The sequence below is a fragment of the Streptomyces hamibioticus genome, from assembly GCF_047946815.1.
GTDB lineage: Bacteria > Actinomycetota > Actinomycetes > Streptomycetales > Streptomycetaceae > Streptomyces.
In genome coordinates, this window is record NZ_JBKKQY010000001.1 from 3,474,203 (window position 1) to 3,491,066 (window position 16,864).

Consider the following 16,864-nt stretch of genomic DNA (forward strand, 5'->3'; position numbering starts at 1 on the left):
GCCGGTGAGGAGTATGCCCAGGGTTGCGGCCACCGCCGCCGTCGTCGTTCTCGCGGCTCGACCGCTTCCGTAGTCCATGGCCGGTCACGGTACGGGGGCGGCGAGCGCGAGACGGCAACGTCAAGGTGTCACTCGGGACACGAACCCGCTGATCACTTGACCGGGCGCAGGCCCAGCGGACCCGCGATCTCCTCCACCATCACCCGGCCGGCCTCCGCCTCCAGGGTCTCGTCGCCGAGGTCCTGGTCGGTGTCGAGGCCGTCGAGTTCGGCCAGGGGCTGGTTCAGGCGGACGTGGGCGACGACCGACTGGAGTGCGCGCAGGGTCGCGGACGCCGTCGAACCCCAGTTGGAGAAGTACGAGAACTGCCACCACCACAGGGCCTCCGTGGTGCGGCCGGCGCGGTAGTGGACCATGCCGTGGCGGAGGTCGGTGATGACGTCGGTGAGGTCGTCCGAGATACGGGCCGCGACCGGCGCCTTGCGGGGCTCGTACGGGTCGAAGACCTCGGAGTAGACGTCGATGGGGTCGAGCAGGCGGGCGAGGTTCTCGCGGAGTTCGTCCACGTCCTGCTCCGGGCCCGGGTCGGGCTCGTAGCGCTCGTCCGGGACGATGTCCTCGTGGGCTCCGAGGCGTCCGCCGGCCAGGAGCAGCTGGGAGACCTCCAGGAGGAGGAAGGGGACCGCCGAGTCCGGCTCGTCGCCCTTCGCGACCTCCGTGACGGCTACCAGGAAGCTCTCGATCTGGTCGGCGATCTGGACCGCGAAGTCGTCCGGGTTCTGATGGGTCGCGTGCAGCGTGGCGTCAGACATCTAGGAGTCGTCTCCCCTCGAAGGCGCGGCCGAGGGTCACCTCGTCCGCGTATTCCAGGTCGCCACCCACCGGGAGGCCGCTGGCCAGGCGGGTGACCTTGAGGCCCATGGGCTTGATCATGCGGGCGAGGTACGTGGCCGTGGCCTCGCCCTCCAGATTCGGGTCCGTGGCCAGGATCAGCTCCGTGACCGTGCCGTCGGCCAGGCGGGCGAGCAGTTCACGGATGCGGAGGTCGTCCGGTCCGACGCCGTCGATGGGGCTGATCGCGCCGCCGAGCACGTGGTACCGGCCGCGGAACTCACGGGTGCGCTCAATGGCCACGACGTCCTTCGGTTCCTCCACCACGCAGATGACGGCCGGGTCGCGGCGGGTGTCGCGGCAGACGGCGCACTGCTCCTCCTGCGCGACGTTGCCGCAGGTCGCGCAGAAGCGGACCTTCGCCTTCACTTCCATGAGGGCGTGCGCCAGGCGCCGTACGTCGGTCGGTTCCGCCTGGAGGATGTGGAAGGCGATCCGCTGCGCGCTCTTGGGACCGACGCCGGGGAGCCGCCCCAGTTCGTCGATGAGGTCCTGGACCACGCCTTCGTACAACGGACTGCCGTCCTTCCTGGGATTCCTTCACTACGTACGGTAGATGCCCGGTGCCCGTCTTAGAAGGGCAGGCCGGGGATACCGCTGCCGCCGCCCAGGCCCTGGGCGAGCGGGCCCAGCTTCTGCTGCTGGAGCGCCTGGGCGTTCTCGTTGGCCGCCTGGACGGCGGCGACGATCAGATCGGCGAGGGTCTCGGTGTCCTCCGGGTCCACCGCCTTCGGGTCGATCTTCAGGCCGCGCAGCTCTCCGGAACCGGTGACGGTGGCCTTCACCAGGCCGCCGCCCGCCTGTCCGTCGACCTCCGTCTGCGCCAGTTCCTCCTGGGCCTTCGCCAGGTCCTGCTGCATCTTCTGGGCCTGCTGGAGCAGCTGCTGCATGTTGGGCTGGCCACCACCGGGGATCACGTCAGGCTCCTATCACTGCGGTCTCTGTCTGGGTCTCGGTCTGCGGTCTCTGTCTGCGGTCCGCGACCCTGCGGCTGCGGGTTTTTACCGTTCGGCACGAGCCTACGTGGTCCGGGCGGCCCTCGCCCCAGCACTCTTTCGAGTGAGGGAGTGGTGCGCCTTATACCTGATCAACACCCACTTCCGGGCGGAAAAGCGACGAAAGCCGGGCCTTCGCCACCCATTGGGAGGTAGGAATGGTCCGGCGCGTCAGCCTCTGGTGTTACACGAGCAGCGCCGTGAGGTCACAGAGTCGTCACGTACCGTGATCAACTGATCGGTAGGGAGTGCCGGGTGGGTCAGCCGGAGATGCAGCCCGAAGGGCCGTCTCAGGACGGGCGGGGCGGCGAAGGGGCGGGGCGGTTCGGGGTGCCACCGGGCGGGCCGGGTGAGCCGGGCGAACCGGGTGATCTGACCGGGCGGCCCTTTCCGCACGGGGACTGGGGGCTGCCCGCGGAGCGACTGGACGAGCTGTACCGGTGGGTGGAGCGCGGGGCACTGGACACGGCGGCCTGGTACCTCACCGACCGGGTGTGGAAGCGGCGGGGGGCGCGGCTGCTGCGGGGCGGGGCGGCGGCGGGGGCGGTCGTCGGGGCGGCGCTGCCGCTGCTGGACATGACGGGGACGGTGGGCGGGGTCGCGCCCTGGGGCTACCTGGCGCTGCTGCTGGGGGTGGCGTGCGTGGCCGGGGACCGGTACTTCGGGGTCACCTCCGGGTGGATGAGGGACGTGGCCACGGCGCAGGCGGTCCAGCGGCGGTTGCAGGCGTTGCAGTTCGACTGGGCGTCGGAGAGCGTGCGGGAGGTGCTGGGGCCGGCGGAGGGGACGGCCGGGGAGGCGGCGGAGCGGTGCCTGCTGGTGCTGCGGCGGTTCTCGGAGGACGTGACGGAGCTGGTGCGGGCGGAGACGGCGGACTGGATGGTGGAGTTCCGGACCGGGTCGGCGCCGCTGGGAATCCAGTCGGCGGGTGCCGGCGGGGGGCGGGGCGCGGAGGGCGGTGCGGTGGTGCAGGGGCGGTTCGGAGTGCCGCCGGGGGTGGGGGGCGCGCGGCCGAACATGCCGCGGCAGCGTCCGCCGGAGCCCAGGTGAGGGCCGGGGAGTCGGCTCACCCGCCCTCGTGGCACGACCCCCTGTGCGCGGCCCCGGACGGCCCCGGCAGCCGGGCCCGGCGCGAGCGCCCGGAACTCGGCATGGCCGGGGGCACCCGCCCCTGCCCTTCCGGCTGAACGGACGGACGACGACGGCCGCCCGGCGCGTCACCGGGCGCAGAGTTCCAGGCCCGCCGGTGTCCAGCACGGCACGTGGCCGTGGGTGCGGATGACGTCCTGGCCGTTGCCCCGGGTCAGGTAGGTCAGGAAGCTGGAGGCGAGGGAGTCGGCCGGGGGGCGGCCGTAGGTGTAGGCGTACTCGATCTCGCGGTACGGGTACGCGCTCGTGCCGCGTTCCAGGGCGTCGACGGACGCGGGGTCGCCGTCGAGGGACAGGGGCCGCACGCCCTGTGCGCGGACGGCCAGGTTCAGCTCGCTGTAGCCGATCGCGCCGGGAGTCTGCGCGACCGTCGTCAGGACCTGCTGGGTGGAGTCCAGCTCGCAGCGGACGACGGGGGCCGTGCGGTCGTCCTTGTGGACGCAGTCGAACGAGGAGTTGGCGATCTCGCCGCGGCCCAGTACCCGGCGCTGGAAGACCTGTCTCGTCCCGGAGTCGGCGTCCCGGCTGATCAGCCGCACCGGCAGGTCGGGGCCGCCGAGCTGCCGCCAGTTGGTGATCTCGCCGCGGTGCAGTCGGCGTACCTCCGCGGTGGACAGGTCGTCGCGGGGCAGCCGGACGCCGTCGTTGACGACGAGGGCGAAGACCGACACCGCCACCCGGTTCTCGCGCAGGTCCGCCAGGCCGCCCGGTTTGGTGCCGTCGGAGAAGGCGATCACCGGGGGCGAGCCCTGCTTCGTCCGGGCGCCGGCCGCCGCCAGCTCGCGGATGCCCGACGTCGATCCGTGGGTGTCCACCACGATCCGGGCCTCCTCCTCCGCGCAGTCGGTCTCGTACTTGCGCGCCACCTCCCGCAGTACCGGTGCGAACGCCGTCGAGCCGGTCAGGGTCAGCGTGCCGCCCGCGCAGCCGATCGGCGGCAGGGTGTCGTCCCGGGCGACGACGATCGCCGCCAGCGTGATCACGCACGCCGTGAGCAGCACGGTGATCGTCCGCGCCGCACGGCTGAACAGCGGCGGTGTGTCGTCGGGGGTCGCGCTGCGGTTGGGGTGGACCTCGCCGTCCCGGATGCCGCCGATCAGCCGGATCTCGCTGCCCACGTCGCCGCCGGACAGCAGGACCAGGAGCTTGAAGTAGTCGCCGCGGTTCAGCGGGACCCGCGGGATGCGCAGGGTGTTGCCGTCGTAGCCGAAGCCCCGGCCGGCCGTGAAGTGGTCCATGAGGTGGTCCGTGTCCGACGGCTGGGTGACCGAGACGGCGCGGATGGTGCGGTCGGCGAACACCGCGGTCAGGCCGTGGAGTTCCGGCCCGGTGTAGTCGTCGCGGTCGATGCCCTGGGAGCCGTCGTTCTCTACGCGCAGGAGCACCAGGGTCGCGTCCGTCATCCCCGGGGTCTCCTCGAACAGGCCGAGGCGGCGGTTGGCGCGGCCGGAGCGGACGTCGTCCCCGATGGGGTTGTCCATCTGGACGCGGTAACCGATCCGTTTGCGCCGCGGCACCCGGCGCTCGTACCAGAGCATGACGCCCGAGGCCGCGACACCTAGCATCGCGGTGGCCACGGCCACCAGGTTCTCCGCGCTCAACCACTCCACCGTGGACGCCCCCGCCGACCCTCGACCCGGCCCGATTGCGGCCTCGACCCCGACCTTGCCTCGACCTTCGGTTCGGTCGTCCGGTCACCGTACGGCTGTACGAGGGGGCAGACCGGGTTCGTCCGGTGAAGTTCGCCGTACGTTCAACAACCCCGAGAGTCCCGGGGACCGGCTCACTGCCGGGTGTACGTCAGGCTCTCCCCGTTGCTGTCGTTCACGCGCCGCAGGCTGCCGTTCGGCAGCAGGGTGACCGTGGTGGGCTCGCCCGGTGAGCAGGAGGTGCGCGGCCGGCCGACCGTCACCCGGGAAGGGCCGATCCGCAGCGGGCCGTCGGCGCCGGGGTCGGTGGACAGGTCGGCCTCGAACACGCAGTGGTACCTGCCGCTGCCGGCCGGGCCGTCGGCGACGAGGGAGAGGACGGTGTCGCCGACCTCGCCCTGCTGGATGGTCAGCCGCCGGGGGTGGACGCCCGAGGCGTTGTCGATGGTCGTGGTCCAGGTCCCCAGGTACGCGGACGGGATCGTGCCCTCCGCCGCCTCCGGGGTGGTCGGCTGCCCGGCCGAGGGCGCCGGGGCCGGGGCGGTGCCGTCGGCTCCGGGGCCGTTCGGCGGCGCCTGGTCGGTGGTGGCGGTCGCCGTCGGGGTGACCGAGGGGTCGCCGCCCGCCCGGTTGCCGTCACCGCCGCCGCTCATCAGCGCGTAGACCGAACCGCCGGCGGTGAGCGCGACGACCAGGGCGACCACGACCAGCAGCGCGGTGGAACGGCCCCGGCCGGACGGCTGCGGCGGGGGGCCGTAGGGCGGGGTGTGGCCGGCGGGCGGGCCGTAGGGCGGGGTGGCGCCCAGGGCGCCGTACGGGGAGTAGGGCGGGGTGCCCGCGAGGCCGCCGCCCGGGTGCTGCGGGTAGCCGTAGGCGGCGGGCGGCTGCGGATGGCCGTACGCCGGGGAGGGGTGCGCGGCCGGAGGGGTGGGCGGGCCCTGGCCCGCGACCAGGGTCGGGAGGTGGTTCAGCGGGGCTGACTCGCCGGGGCGGCCCGGCGGGGGCGGGCCGCCGGTGCCCGCCGGGTCCGCGGGAGCGCCGGAGGGGGCCGGTGCGCCGGCCGGGGCGCCGGCCCCGTCCGGGCCGGGGTCGGCGGCGCGGGCGTGCTCGGGCGGGGCGGCGTCGGAGGCGGCGTCGGCTGCGTGGGCGGCGGCACCGGGTGCGGCGGAGGCGGCAGCCCCGGGCGCGGCGGAAGCCCCGGGTGCGGCGGGCGCCGCGGCGGCGGGACCGCCGCCGGTCTGCGGTGCCTCCGGTGCCTCCGGGTCCTCCGAGTCCAGCAGCCGTACGGCGTGCCGGCCGAGCTGGGCCACCAGCGCGCTCGGCAGCCACGGGTCGCGGGAGCGGCCGTCGGCGACGGTGTCCTGTGCGCCGGTGCGCCGGAGGATCGCGTCGAGCGTCGGCCGGGCGGCCGGATCCTTCCTCAGGCAGTCGCGGACCAGGTCGGCCATGCCCTCGGGCATCCGCTCGAGGTCGGGCTCCTCCTGGGCGATCCGGAACATCAGGGCGTGCACCCCGCTGTTGGCGGTGCCGAAGGGCGGGTTGCCGGTGGCGGCGTAGGCGAGGACGGAGCCGAGGCAGAAGACGTCGCAGGCGGGCGTGGTGCGGTCGCCGCGCACCTGCTCGGGGGCCATGAAGCCGGGCGACCCGACGAGTGCGCCGGTCCGGGTGAGCCCGCCGTCGGTCATGGTCTGCAGGGCGCGGGCGATGCCGAAGTCGATGACGCGCGGCCCGTCGATGGTGACCAGGACGTTGGACGGCTTGAGGTCGCGGTGGACCATCCCGGCGGCGTGGATGTCCTTCAGCGCGTACGCCAGCCCGGCCGCGAGGATCCGGACCGAGCGCTCGGGCAGCGCCCCGTGGTCGTGGCCGACGACCTGCTGGAGGCTGGGGCCGGCGACATAGCCGGTGGCGACCCAGGGCACGGCGGCCTCGGTGTCCGCGTCCAGCACCGGCGCGGTCCAGTCGCCGCCGACCTGCCGCGCGGCCTGCACCTCCTGCCGGAAGCGCGCCCGGAACTCCTCGTGCGCGGCCAGTTCCTCGCGCACCAGCTTCACGGCGACGGTACGTCCCCGGTCCGAGCGGGCCAGGTAGACGTGGCCCATGCCGCCCGCCCCCAGCCGCGCCAGCAGCCGGTAGGCCCCGATCCGCTGCGGATCTCCCGCCCCGAGCTTCTGCATCGTTGCGCCTTCCCCCCGCATGTGTGCAACAGACCGTGAGTCTAACGACCGGTCCAGGACGCCCGGGAGACGTTCGGGCCGCTGCCTCCGGGGTCGTTACCCGTCGGTGACGATGCGCTCGACCGCCGCCGCCACCAGCCGGTCCCGCTCCGCCTCCGAGAAGACGTCCGGCAGGGTGAGCTGCTCGACGATCAGCCAGTTCAGCGTCAGGATCAGCAACTTGACGGCCATGGCGTCGCCCGGGAGACCGGAGGCCTCGTGGTAGGCGACGTTGGCGTCGACGTCGGCGCGGACGCGCTCGGTGAGGACCTTGCGCAGCGCGGGGCGGCGGGTGGCCTCCAGGCGGAGTTCGAGCAGGGCGAGGTAGCCGGTGCGGAAGGAGGCGACGTGGCCGACGAGTTCGCGCATCAGCTCGACATAGGTCTCCCGGTCACGGCCGGCCGCGCGCTGGCGGGCGATCGTGGCCTCGTCGGGCTGCAGCCGCTCGTAGACCCGGGCGCCGGCCTGGGTGAGCAGGTCGTCGCGGTTGGCGAAGTAGTTGGACGCCGTGCCGGTGGGGACGGCGGCCTCCGCGTCCACCGCCCGGAAGGTCAGGCCGCGGGCGCCCTCCCTGGCCAGCACCTCGATCGCCGCGTCGACGAGGGCCGCGCGCCGCTGGTCGTTCCGCCTCACCATGACATCACTCCGTATGCAGTACTACACTGAAACCACTTCAGTCACAGTACTACGTGCCACCGGCCGCCCGTCACGGCCGGTCACGCGGCTCCCCGTGGTCCGCCGGAACGCCGCCGATCCGCGCCAGCGCCTCCGACAGCCGCTCCAGCGCCCGCACCGCCTCCGCCAGTTCCGCCTCCGAGCCGTACGCCTCGGTCAGGCGGTCGGCGAAGGCGGCGTGGCCCGGGTCGATGCGGGACACGGCCGCGCGGCCGGCCTCGGTGGGGGCCAGGAGCTTGGCGCGGCGGTGCGCCGGGTTGGGCCGGTACTCGGCGAGGCCCTGGTCCACCAGCAGGTCGGCGACGCGCTGCACGCTCTGCCGGGTGATGCCCATGGCGCGGGCGACGCCGGCCACGGGCAGCGGCTCGCCCAGCACCGCGCCGAGCACCTGCCACCGCGCGGCGGTGAGCCCGGCGGGCCGGGCCAGTTCCTCGGCGACCGAGAGGAACTGGCCGTTGAGCCGGAAGACGCCGAGCGCGCTCCGGCTGAGCAGGTCCTGGCGCTCCCGGCTCACGCCGCTCCCGCCTTCTGGAGCACCTCGTAGGCCGACGCGTCGGAGTCGTGGAACAGCCGGTACCACGCGTCGAGGACCTCGCCCTCGTACACCCCGAGCAGCCCAAGGATCTCGCGGGCGAAGGCGACGGGCTCGGTGGGACCGGCCGTGATCAGGCCGCCGTCGGTGACCGCGTCGGCCTCCCGGTAGTGGCCGCCGCCCGCGTAACCGGTCGCCGCGAGGTGGAAGGAGACCGCGCCGGTGTGGGCGCGGTCGTCGAGCAGGCCCTCCCTGGCCAGCCCCGCGGTGGCACCGCAGATCGCGGCGACGGGCACACCGGCGTCCAGGAAGGCGCGGGCCGTGCGGGCGAACGGGGCGAGGTCGTCCGAGGTGTCCCAGAGGTCGGCGCCCGGGAGGATCAGCAGGGAGCTGTCCTCCGGCCGTACGTCGGCCAGCGCCAGGTCGGGCCGGATGCGCAGGCCGCCGATGCTCGTCACCGGCGCGGTGGTCGGCCCGGCGGTCCGGACCGGATATCCGGCGCGGGCGAGGTGCGCGGTGGCGTGGCCCGTCTCCCAGTCGGCGAGCGTGTCGTAGACGGCGAGGTGGACGGGCTTGCGGTCGCGGCCGGGGATGCTGGTGGTGCCGTTCATGGTTCCTCCTCGGACCCGAAGGGCTTATGACAGCAGGCTGTCACTTCGACAGTCTGCTGTCAATATTGGGTCACTGTCGCGTCGATGGAGGAGCGGGTGGCAGCCGTCGACAACCTGTCGCGGAAAGCCCCTGTCCACAGACAGGACGCCGATTCCGCTTCCGCATCGCGGACATCTACGCTCGGCCGCATGACCGCTCAGCTCCCTCAGCCCGACCCCCAGGCCGGCGCCGCCGTCAAGGCCGCCGACCGCGCGCACGTCTTCCACTCCTGGTCCGCGCAGGAGCTCATCGACCCGCTCGCCGTCGCCGGCGCCGAGGGGTCGTACTTCTGGGACTACGACGGCAACCGCTACCTAGACCTCACCAGCGGCCTCGTCTACACGAACATCGGCTACCAGCACCCCGAGGTCGTCGCCGCCGTCCAGGAGCAGGCGGCGCGGATGACGACGTTCGCGCCCGCGTTCGCCGTCGAGGCCCGCTCCGAGGCGGCCCGGCTGATCGCCGAGCGCACACCCGGTGACCTCGACAAGATCTTCTTCACCAACGGCGGCGCGGACGCCGTGGAGCACGCCGTGCGCATGGCCCGGCTGCACACCGGGCGCCCGAAGGTGCTGTCGGCGTACCGCTCCTACCACGGCGGCACCCAGCAGGCGATCAACGTCACCGGGGACCCGCGCCGCTGGGGCTCGGACACCGGCTCGGCCGGGGTCGTGCGCTTCTGGGCGCCCTTCCTCTACCGCTCCCGCTTCTACGCCGAGACCGAGGAGCAGGAGTGCGCGCGGGCGCTGGAGCACCTGGAGACGACCATCGTCTTCGAGGGGCCGCAGACCATCGCCGCGCTCGTCCTGGAGACCGTCCCCGGCACGGCGGGGATCATGGTGCCGCCGCCCGGTTACCTGGCCGGGGTGCGCGAGCTGTGCGACAAGTACGGGATCGTGTTCGTCCTGGACGAGGTCATGGCCGGGTTCGGGCGGACCGGCGAGTGGTTCGCGGCCGACCTGTTCGACGTCGTGCCGGACCTGATGACCTTCGCCAAGGGGGTGAACTCCGGCTATGTGCCGCTGGGCGGTGTCGCCATCTCCTCGGAGATCGCCGAGACGTTCGCGAAGCGGCCCTACCCGGGCGGTCTGACCTACTCGGGGCACCCGCTGGCCTGCGCCGCGGCCGTCGCGACGATCGGGGTCATGGCCGAGGAGGGCATCGTGACGAACGCCGCCCGGCTGGGCCGGGACGTCGTCGGGCCGGCGCTGCGCGAGCTGGCGGAGCGGCACCGCAGCGTGGGCGAGGTACGCGGCGTCGGCATGTTCTGGGCGCTGGAACTGGTCAGGAACCGCGAGACGCGGGAGCCGCTGGTGCCGTACAACGCGACCGGTGAGGCGAACGCCCCGATGGCCGCGTTCGCCGCCGCCGCGAAGGCCCACGGCGTGTGGCCGTTCGTGAACATGAACCGCACGCACGTGGTGCCGCCCTGCAACGTCACCGAGGCGGAGCTGAAGGAGGGCCTGGCCGCCCTGGACGCGGCACTGTCCGTGGCGGACGAGTACACGGAGTAAGGGCACGGCCGGCGGGGCCGGCGGCCGGGCGGGAACGCGTAAGGTGCGTGCTCGTACCCACGTACGAGCACGCGCGGGCAGTACCGGACGCGCCGGCGCGTGCGCGGACCCGCCACCCCGACGCGACGAGGAGACCGCCCGACCATGCCCGGCCCCAGCGGCACCGGTGCCGTGACGCGCAGCACCCTGCGGCAGCAGATCGCCGAAGCGCTCCGCGACGAGGTACTGGCCGGGCGGCTTCGGCCGGGGCAGGAGTTCACCGTCAAGGAGATCGCCGAGCAGTACGGCGTGTCCGCGACGCCCGTGCGCGAGGCCCTCGTCGACCTGTCCGCGCAGGGGCTCCTCGACGCCGACCAGCACCGGGGTTTCCGGGTGCACGCGTACTCGGTCGACGACTTCCGCGGCATGGTCCGGGCCCGCGGACTCGTCACCGACGGGATGTTCCAGGCCCTCGCCGCCGGCCACGGCCAGGGCGACGATCCCCGCCTCCGCGCCGCCCTCACCGGGGTCCGGCGGCGCGGCGAGGAGGCGCAGCGGGCCGCCGCGGCCGGGGACCTGACCATCCTCATCGGTTACGACCTGCGCTTCTGGCGCGAGCTGGCCGCGCTGTTCGGCAACCCCTACCTCTCCGACTTCCTGCACCGGCTGCGCGTCCAGAGCTGGGTGTGCACGGTCCAGCACCTGCGTCGGCTGAGCGATCTGCGGGGACTGCTGTGGTCGGACCACACGGAGCTGGTCGACGCGCTGGCCCGGCGGGACGCCGGGACCGCCCGCGCGATCGTCGAGGCGTACAACACCCACTCCCTGCGCCTCATCGAACGGCTCGCGGCCGGATGAACGGGCCGACCGGGCGCCGCGCGCGCGGGTCAGGGGGCGTCACCTGGGTATGGGACTTGCACGCACCGGATCGGACCGGACCCGCCGTACCGACTACCCTCGCCCTGACCACCGTGTTGTGAGGAGCGCTCTTTTGGCCTGTGACCTGTGGCTGGTACCGCTCGTCGACGTGTTGTGCCACACGCCGGACAACCCGTTCGCCGAGGAACTCGCGCAATACGACAAGGTGCTGGCCGAGGCCGGGCTGCCACCGGTGCCGGTGTACCAGTACATGCCGGGGCTGTCCGGCGAGGTCGCCCCGGTGGCCGGCTTCGACTACGACGCACTGCACTTCCTGCGCCGCGCCTATCTGCTCCAGGTGTGCGGTCTCGCGGTGGCACCGGTGGACGAACTGGGCGGTGACTACGAGCAGTTGCTGGAGATGTTCGAGGCGACGGCCCAGCAGTCCCATCTGGTCTGGCACTACGACCACGCGGGCTCGTACGTCCCCGTCGACTTCGCGCACCCCCTTTCCAACGACGAACTCCTCGCGGGCGGCGGTCCGTTGGGGTCCTCGCACGCACTGCTGCGCGAGCTGGAGTTCGTGGCACCGACCATCGGCATCGACCCGGCCAACCCCCCGGCCGCACCGCAGCCCCCGGCGGCTCCGACGGAGCTGGAGGAGCCCGCGGTGGCGGCTCCGTACGATCCGAGCCCCTTCTCCCGCGAACGCCATGTGTGGCTGGGGCTGCACGCGGCGGCGACGCGGAGTCTGGCACAGGGGTCGATGATCGTCTTCAGCTGATCTTCGCCCTCGGCCTTCGTTCTCGGCGGTCCTTCGTTCTCGGGGGACCTTCGTTCTCGGCCGAGCGTCGTCCTCAGCCGACCTTCATCCGGGAGAGCCCCTTCTCCAGGTCCTCGGCGTTCATGATCGGGCACACCTCGACCTCGGCGTTCGCCTCCATGAAGAACGTCTCACCGGCGGGCGGCAGTTAGGAGCTGTCCTTCATGTCGAAGACCAGCAGGGCGGTCCGCCGGCCACCGATGACTCCGAAGTAGGCCGCCTCCGGATTGAGCTGGTCCGTGACCCCTTACCGCCACGCCCAGGGCCACCGCCGCGTCGGCGCGCAGCACGACGTCCGGGTGGAGCAGGCTCACCAGCGCACGTACGGCGTCCTTCCGGGGCGGGGAGGCGGACGGCGGGGGCCGAGCCGGTGCCCGGTGGCCAGGGCCCAGAGGGGCGTTGGCCGGTGGCCAGGGCCCAGAGGGGCGTTGGCCGGTGGCCAGGGCCCAGAGGGGCGTTGGCCGGTGCCAGGGCCCGGCCGCCCGCGGCTCACAAGTCGGGACTCGGAGGCCCGGGACCCGGGATCCGCAGGGCGGGACCCGGAGGACCGCAGACCGGACCAGGCCCGCAGACCCGGACGCCCGCGGGCCGGAGGGCCTCGGTGGCTCACCGGATCAGCGTAATCCCCGGTGGCCACAGGACGCCGCTCGCCAGCAGCAGCGACGGGCCCAGATGTACGGGGCACACCCGCAGCGGCGGGCGACGGTACCGGGCGACCTCGAAGCGGACGGGGTCACCGCAGTCCCCGAGGGCGCCCTCGGCGCCGTACGGGCCCCGGCAGGAAGCGGCACGGTCACGCTCGTCCATGGCCCCATCCCATACCGTCGCCCGGGCCCGCGCCCGGTGGAGGGGTCCGAACGGCATCGGCACCGCGTGCCCGGCGACGTCCGGCACGCGCCCCGTCCCGGGGCCCTCACTCGGGGCCGCCTCACGGCGAGGCCCGTCACGCGGGCCCTACAGCGCGTCCCCGGCGCCGATGCACCTGCGGTCCTGCGGGAGCCACTCGACGGCGTGGTTCAGCGCCGCCAGGATGCCGCCGACCTCCTCGCGCGGACCGCCGTAGACGAACTCCACGGCGGGGGACCGGCCGTACGTCCGCAGGACGCTGACCCCGTCCCGGTTCAGCCGCTCCTCGTTCAGCACCCAGTCGACGCCGTCGACCGTGACGCACAGGTTGATGTTCGGCGGCAGCTCATCGGCCCCGCAGCGCAGGACCGCCTTCCGACCGCCCCAGCTGGCGACCCCGTCTCCCAGCGCCCAGTCGCGCGAGGCACCGGGTACGTCGTCCGGGAGACGGGAGATCACCTGCTCGCACTTCGGGTCGTCCGCGTGCGGAGCGGCGGCCACCCGGTGGCTGTCGACGAAGAGGAACCCGCCGACGGAGGCGGCGGCGAGCACGAGCGCCAGACACGCCCACACCCACCGTCTGCCGGGAACACCGGTCCGCATGATCCGATCCGCTCCGCTCGCTCCGTGCCGCTGTACGTCGTCCGGGCCGGCCTACAGGAACGAGTTGATCTCGATCGTCTCGTCCCGGCCCGGGCCCACGCCGATCGCGGAGATCGGGGCGCCGGACATCTCCTCCAGTGCCTTGACGTACGCCTGCGCGTTCTTCGGCAGGTCGGCGAAGGTCTTCGCCTTGCTGATGTCCTCCGACCAGCCCGGGAGCATCTCGTAGACCGGCTTCGCGTGGTGGAAGTCGGTCTGCGAGTACGGCAGCTCCTCGACGCGCTTGCCGTCGATCTCGTAGGCGACGCAGACGGGGATCTGCTCCCAGCCGGTGAGGACGTCGAGCTTGGTCAGGAAGAAGTCCGTCAGGCCGTTCACCCGGGTCGCGTACCGGGCGATCACCGCGTCGAACCAGCCGCAGCGCCGGTCGCGGCCGGTCGTCACGCCCCGCTCGCCGCCGATCCGGCGCAGCGCCTCGCCGTCCTCGTCGAACAGCTCGGTCGGGAACGGGCCGGCGCCGACACGGGTCGTGTACGCCTTCAGGATGCCGATCACGCGGCTGATCCGGGTCGGGCCGACACCGGCGCCGGTGCAGGCACCGCCTGCGGTCGGGTTGGAGGAGGTGACGAAGGGGTACGTGCCGTGGTCGATGTCCAGCAGCGTGCCCTGGCCGCCCTCGAAGAGGACGACCTTGTCGTCGTCCAGGGCCTGGTTCAGGACCAGGACGGTGTCGGCGACGTACGGGCGGATCTGCTCCGAGTAGCCCAGCAGCTCCTCGACCACCTGGCCGACGGCGATGGCGCGCCGGTTGTAGAGCTTGGTGAGCACCTGGTTCTTGATGTCGAGCGCCGCCTCGACCTTCTGGGTCAGGATCGACTCGTCGTAGAGGTCCTGCACCCGGATGCCCACGCGGTTGATCTTGTCGGCGTAGGTCGGGCCGATGCCGCGCCCGGTGGTGCCGATCTTGCGCTTGCCGAGGAAGCGTTCCGTCACCTTGTCGACGGTGACGTTGTACGGCGTGATGATGTGGGCGTTGCCGCTGATCAGGAGCTTGGACGTGTCGACGCCGCGCTCGTTGAGCCCGCTCAGCTCGGAGAGCAGGACGGAGGGGTCGACGACGACGCCGTTGCCGATGACCGGCGTGCAGCCGGGGGACAGGATTCCGGAAGGGAGCAGATGGAGTGCGTACTTCTGGTCGCCGACGACCACCGTGTGGCCGGCGTTGTTGCCACCCTGGTAACGCACCACGTAATCGACGGAGCCGCCGAGCAGGTCCGTCGCCTTTCCCTTGCCTTCGTCACCCCACTGAGCACCGAGCAGCACAAGTGCGGGCACGCGCGTACACCCCTTCCGGGCGGGGCATGTCCATGGTCGAGGGCGCACGCGGAGGGATGCCGCCGCGTGCACCGCGACCGTCGTTGGCCGCCAACCGTCGGACCGGATGCCCCGGAATAGACGAAGCCCCTGGCGCAATAGCGCAAGGGGCTCTTGCACAAAGATGCTACCCGAGGAAGCGAGGCATGGCCGAGGTGGCGACTTCCGCGAGATCCTCCGCGACGTCCGATCAGCTGCTGGTGGTCATCGACCCGGTCGCCCGCCGGGCGGACGGCGAGTCCGTCCGGATCGCGAAAGACGTGCTCAGCGCGGGTGCGGCGAGTACGAAGGTGTGTCTGCCGGACGGTCCGGAGGAGTTCGCCCGGGCGCTGCGGCGGCGGGGGTCGCGGCGCCCCGTGGTGATCGGCGACGACCGGGCACTGCTCCGGGCCGTCTCCCTGCTGCACCGGCACCGGGAGCTGGCGGGATGTGCGCTGTCGGTGGTGCCGGTGGGCCCGGTGCTCGGGCTCGCCCGGTCGCTGGGGCTGCCGACGGGGGCGGTGGCGGCGGCCCGCTCGGTACTGGACGGGGCGGAGCGGCGGCTCGACCTGCTCGTCGACGACAGTGACGGGGTGGTGCTGGGGGCGGTGGGGATTCCGCCGGTCGGCGTGCGGGGCGGGGGTTTCGGGAGCGGACGGGACGAGCCCCTCGGGGAGGGGCGGGGCGGGGGCCTCGGGTCCGGGCCGGGCAGTGGCTTGGGAGACGGGCGGGGCAGCGGCTTCGGGAGCGGACGGGGCAGCGGCTTCGGGGGCGGGCGTGGAGGTGGCTCCGGGGATCCGCGGGACGGGGGCTTCTGGGACGGGCCGGACGACGGCTTCCGGAACGGGTCGGGTTGGAACAGGCCGGGCTGGAACGGGGCGGACGCGGGCGCGACGGTGCACCCGTGGCTGCGGACCTGCCGGTCGCTGGTGCGGACGCTGGCCGCCGCCCGCCCGGTCAGGGCCGCGTCGGCCTCCGGGGGCGGGCCCTCCCGGCTGCGGGTGGAGGTCGACGGGGTCACGCTGGTGGACCTGGACCAGCCGGTCGAGGGCGTGTCGCTGACGCCGGGCGCCGGCGGGGTGGCCGAGGTGGAGGTGCGGCCGTCGTCGGTGGACGCGGAGGCGCCGCCGCTGACGGCGACGGGGCGGACGGTGACCGTCTCGGGGGCGCACTTCCGGTACCGGGCGGACACGGTCGAGTCGGGTCCGGTGCGGACGCGGACGTGGGTGGTGCGGGAGGGGGCGTGGTCGCTGACGCTGCCGGCGGGGTGACCGGCGAGGTGACCGGCGGGGTGACCGGCGAGGTGACCGGCAGGGCGTCGCGCCGGCGGGGACGTCACGCCGGCGAGGGCAGCCGGGCCACCCCGGTCAACCCCGTCGCCCCCGTCACCCCGGCCACCCCGGTCAACCCCGTCGCCCCCGTCACCCCGGCCACCCCGGCCACCCCGGCCACCCCGGTCAGCCCGGTCAGCCCGGTCACCCCGGCCACCCCGGCCACCCCGGCCACCCCGGCCACCCCGGCCACCCCGGCCAGCCCGGTCAGCCCGGGCCGAACCGCTCCGCTCGGCGCGCCCGCCAGCGCTCCATCATCCCGGCGACCTCCTCCTCGACGAACTCGAAGAAGGCCAGCGTCTCGGCGAGCCTGCGGCCCGCCGGGGTCTCCGCACCGAGGCTGCGGACGCCGTCGCGCAGGGCGTCCTCCCAGCGCTTGATCACCGCCTCGCGGTTGGTGAGGGCCTCGTACCACTGGTCGGCGTGCACCCGGTAGCGCTCGCGGCGCGAACCGGGCTCCCGTTCGCGGGAGAGCATGTGGACCTGGGCCAGGTAGCGCACCGCGCCCGACACCGCGGCCGGGGAGATCTTCAGCCGTTCGCCCAGCTCGGCCGAGGTCAGGGCGCCGGCGTCGGAGGACAGCAGGGCCGCGAAGACCCGGGCGGGCATCCGGGGCAGTCCGGCCTCCACCAGCTGGGCCGCGAAGTGCTCCACGAACCGGGAGACGGACTCCGGGTCCCGCCCCGTCGCCTTCGGTTCCGCCATGCCCGGATCATCTCCCCTGCTCGTCGACGGGTTCCGAGTCTACCCGGAGGTTTATACGCTTCCTTAACTTCACAAATTTGTGAAGGACGCGTAC

The 16,864-nt window shown here is 73.4% G+C and carries 18 protein-coding genes and 1 pseudogene; 5 read left to right on the plus strand and 14 right to left on the minus strand.

From position 1 onward, the window contains the following. Positions 1-152 precede the first annotated feature (152 nt). From ACLGIH_RS15590 to ACLGIH_RS15600, 3 genes are read right to left on the minus strand one after another with little or no spacing between them, the layout of a single operon-like run. On the minus strand, positions 153-812 hold the full coding sequence (locus ACLGIH_RS15590) for a DUF5063 domain-containing protein (RefSeq protein ID WP_416525844.1): 660 nt from the start codon (positions 810-812) through the stop codon (positions 153-155). Further along, positions 805-1,404 (minus strand): recombination mediator RecR, encoded by a 600-nt coding sequence (gene recR / locus ACLGIH_RS15595; RefSeq protein ID WP_416525845.1) that lies wholly within the window; start codon positions 1,402-1,404, stop codon positions 805-807. The genes ACLGIH_RS15590 and recR overlap by 8 nt, the downstream gene beginning before the upstream one ends. Before the next feature lie 59 nt (positions 1,405-1,463). Beyond that, positions 1,464-1,808 carry a YbaB/EbfC family nucleoid-associated protein gene (locus tag ACLGIH_RS15600; RefSeq protein WP_416525846.1) on the minus strand — a complete coding sequence of 115 codons (345 nt, stop codon included), beginning with the start codon at positions 1,806-1,808 and terminating at the stop codon, positions 1,464-1,466. A 333-nt stretch (positions 1,809-2,141) separates the two neighbouring features. Between ACLGIH_RS15600 and ACLGIH_RS15605 the strand changes: the two genes are divergently transcribed. Continuing rightward, entirely contained in the window at positions 2,142-2,936 is a 795-nt protein-coding gene (locus ACLGIH_RS15605; protein ID WP_416525847.1) for an SLATT domain-containing protein, read from the plus strand. Between the two features lie 167 nt (positions 2,937-3,103). Here ACLGIH_RS15605 and ACLGIH_RS15610 read toward each other — a convergent pair whose 3' ends face one another. The 5 genes from ACLGIH_RS15610 to ACLGIH_RS15630 all read right to left on the minus strand — a co-directional run bounded on the left by ACLGIH_RS15610 (position 3,104) and on the right by ACLGIH_RS15630 (position 8,718). Beyond that, a complete protein-coding gene (locus ACLGIH_RS15610) occupies positions 3,104-4,645 on the minus strand; it encodes a substrate-binding domain-containing protein (RefSeq protein WP_416525848.1) in 1,542 nt (513 codons plus the stop codon). 173 nt (positions 4,646-4,818) lie between these two features. Then, on the minus strand, positions 4,819-6,861 hold the full coding sequence (locus ACLGIH_RS15615) for a protein kinase domain-containing protein (RefSeq protein ID WP_416525849.1): 2,043 nt from the start codon (positions 6,859-6,861) through the stop codon (positions 4,819-4,821). A 96-nt stretch (positions 6,862-6,957) separates the two neighbouring features. Continuing rightward, entirely contained in the window at positions 6,958-7,536 is a 579-nt protein-coding gene (locus ACLGIH_RS15620; protein ID WP_416525850.1) for a TetR/AcrR family transcriptional regulator, read from the minus strand. A 70-nt stretch (positions 7,537-7,606) separates the two neighbouring features. Then, positions 7,607-8,089 (minus strand): MarR family winged helix-turn-helix transcriptional regulator, encoded by a 483-nt coding sequence (locus ACLGIH_RS15625; RefSeq protein WP_416525851.1) that lies wholly within the window; start codon positions 8,087-8,089, stop codon positions 7,607-7,609. Next, positions 8,086-8,718 (minus strand): type 1 glutamine amidotransferase family protein, encoded by a 633-nt coding sequence (locus tag ACLGIH_RS15630; RefSeq protein ID WP_416525852.1) that lies wholly within the window; start codon positions 8,716-8,718, stop codon positions 8,086-8,088. Before ACLGIH_RS15630 ends, ACLGIH_RS15625 begins: the two co-directional genes overlap by 4 nt. A 189-nt stretch (positions 8,719-8,907) precedes the next feature. On the opposite strand from ACLGIH_RS15630, the gene ACLGIH_RS15635 reads away from it, so the two are divergent. The 3 genes from ACLGIH_RS15635 (at position 8,908) to ACLGIH_RS15645 (ending at position 11,893) form a co-directional block, all read left to right on the plus strand. Next, a complete protein-coding gene (locus tag ACLGIH_RS15635) occupies positions 8,908-10,272 on the plus strand; it encodes an aspartate aminotransferase family protein (RefSeq protein ID WP_416525853.1) in 1,365 nt (454 codons plus the stop codon). A gap of 144 nt (positions 10,273-10,416) precedes the next feature. Further along, positions 10,417-11,109 carry a GntR family transcriptional regulator gene (locus tag ACLGIH_RS15640; protein ID WP_416525854.1) on the plus strand — a complete coding sequence of 231 codons (693 nt, stop codon included), beginning with the start codon at positions 10,417-10,419 and terminating at the stop codon, positions 11,107-11,109. 133 nt (positions 11,110-11,242) lie between these two features. After that, positions 11,243-11,893: a hypothetical protein gene (locus ACLGIH_RS15645; RefSeq protein WP_416525855.1), complete on the plus strand. Its 651-nt coding sequence runs from the start codon at positions 11,243-11,245 to the stop codon at positions 11,891-11,893. A 73-nt stretch (positions 11,894-11,966) separates the two neighbouring features. On the opposite strand, the pseudogene ACLGIH_RS15650 reads toward ACLGIH_RS15645, so the two are convergent. The 4 genes and pseudogenes from ACLGIH_RS15650 to ACLGIH_RS15665 all read right to left on the minus strand — a co-directional run. Beyond that, a pseudogene (locus ACLGIH_RS15650) lies at positions 11,967-12,170 on the minus strand (hypothetical protein); the annotation flags it as partial. A gap of 368 nt (positions 12,171-12,538) precedes the next feature. Next, on the minus strand, positions 12,539-12,739 hold the full coding sequence (locus ACLGIH_RS15655; RefSeq protein ID WP_416525856.1) for a hypothetical protein: 201 nt from the start codon (positions 12,737-12,739) through the stop codon (positions 12,539-12,541). 147 nt (positions 12,740-12,886) lie between these two features. Next, the gene (locus ACLGIH_RS15660; RefSeq protein ID WP_416525857.1) at positions 12,887-13,381 is read right to left on the minus strand and encodes a DUF3515 family protein; all 495 of its coding nucleotides are present in this window, start codon (positions 13,379-13,381) and stop codon (positions 12,887-12,889) included. 51 nt (positions 13,382-13,432) lie between these two features. Next, positions 13,433-14,716, minus strand: coding sequence for an adenylosuccinate synthase (locus ACLGIH_RS15665; RefSeq protein WP_416525858.1), 1,284 nt, complete (start codon positions 14,714-14,716; stop codon positions 13,433-13,435). Between the two features lie 185 nt (positions 14,717-14,901). On the opposite strand from ACLGIH_RS15665, the gene ACLGIH_RS15670 reads away from it, so the two are divergent. Further along, a complete protein-coding gene (locus tag ACLGIH_RS15670) occupies positions 14,902-16,005 on the plus strand; it encodes a diacylglycerol kinase (protein ID WP_416525859.1) in 1,104 nt (367 codons plus the stop codon). A gap of 64 nt (positions 16,006-16,069) precedes the next feature. On the opposite strand, the gene ACLGIH_RS15675 is transcribed toward ACLGIH_RS15670, so the two are convergent. Then, on the minus strand, positions 16,070-16,249 hold the full coding sequence (locus tag ACLGIH_RS15675) for a hypothetical protein (RefSeq protein WP_416525860.1): 180 nt from the start codon (positions 16,247-16,249) through the stop codon (positions 16,070-16,072). A gap of 23 nt (positions 16,250-16,272) precedes the next feature. Further along, positions 16,273-16,770, minus strand: coding sequence for a GbsR/MarR family transcriptional regulator (locus ACLGIH_RS15680; RefSeq protein ID WP_416525861.1), 498 nt, complete (start codon positions 16,768-16,770; stop codon positions 16,273-16,275). Positions 16,771-16,864 lie beyond the last annotated feature (94 nt).

Bases quoted from the DNA above. Each gene is read 5' to 3' on its own strand.
- ACLGIH_RS15635 (WP_416525853.1), top strand. From the start codon at position 8,908: ATGACCGCTCAGCTCCCTCAGCCCGACCCCCAGGCCGGCGCCGCCGTC.
- ACLGIH_RS15680 (WP_416525861.1), bottom strand. From the start codon at position 16,770: ATGGCGGAACCGAAGGCGACGGGGCGGGACCCGGAGTCCGTCTCCCGG.
- ACLGIH_RS15615 (WP_416525849.1), bottom strand. From the start codon at position 6,861: ATGCAGAAGCTCGGGGCGGGAGATCCGCAGCGGATCGGGGCCTACCGG.
- ACLGIH_RS15670 (WP_416525859.1), top strand. From the start codon at position 14,902: ATGGCCGAGGTGGCGACTTCCGCGAGATCCTCCGCGACGTCCGATCAG.
- ACLGIH_RS15590 (WP_416525844.1), bottom strand. From the start codon at position 812: ATGTCTGACGCCACGCTGCACGCGACCCATCAGAACCCGGACGACTTC.
- ACLGIH_RS15640 (WP_416525854.1), top strand. From the start codon at position 10,417: ATGCCCGGCCCCAGCGGCACCGGTGCCGTGACGCGCAGCACCCTGCGG.
- ACLGIH_RS15660 (WP_416525857.1), bottom strand. From the start codon at position 13,381: ATGCGGACCGGTGTTCCCGGCAGACGGTGGGTGTGGGCGTGTCTGGCG.
- ACLGIH_RS15630 (WP_416525852.1), bottom strand. From the start codon at position 8,718: ATGAACGGCACCACCAGCATCCCCGGCCGCGACCGCAAGCCCGTCCAC.
- ACLGIH_RS15655 (WP_416525856.1), bottom strand. From the start codon at position 12,739: ATGGACGAGCGTGACCGTGCCGCTTCCTGCCGGGGCCCGTACGGCGCC.
- ACLGIH_RS15620 (WP_416525850.1), bottom strand. From the start codon at position 7,536: ATGGTGAGGCGGAACGACCAGCGGCGCGCGGCCCTCGTCGACGCGGCG.